1 protein-coding gene is annotated in these 288 nt (G+C 65.3%); it reads right to left on the bottom strand.

The window, feature by feature from the left end:
• On the bottom strand, positions 1-288 hold a 288-nt coding region (locus SB679_RS23775; protein WP_410704721.1), incomplete at both ends, for an enoyl-CoA hydratase/isomerase family protein.

Genomic DNA, 288 nt, shown 5'->3' with positions numbered 1-288 from the left:
CCCGAGATCCGGTTCGGCGGGCCGGCTGTCGCGTCCGGGGGTGCCAAATTCGGGGCTGTTGAATTCGGTGATGTCCGCCCCGGCCGAGAATGCTTGGGGCTGGCCGAGCAAAAGGACAGCAGTGACGGCTGGATCCCCGGCGAGCCTTTCGAGCGCATCGCTCAGTGCCCCGCGCAACTCCCGGCCTAATGCGTTTACCCGGCCGTGGTTCATGGTGATTCGTGCGACGCCGTCAACGATGTCGACGGCGACGATCCGGTGTGCTGGTTCGGTCATGATGTCCCTGAC

The organism is Chryseobacterium sp. SIMBA_029 (assembly GCF_046535275.1).
Lineage (GTDB): Bacteria > Bacteroidota > Bacteroidia > Flavobacteriales > Weeksellaceae > Chryseobacterium.
The sequence above is the reverse complement of the archived record's forward strand: the minus strand, read 5'-3'. Positions and strand labels throughout refer to the sequence as shown.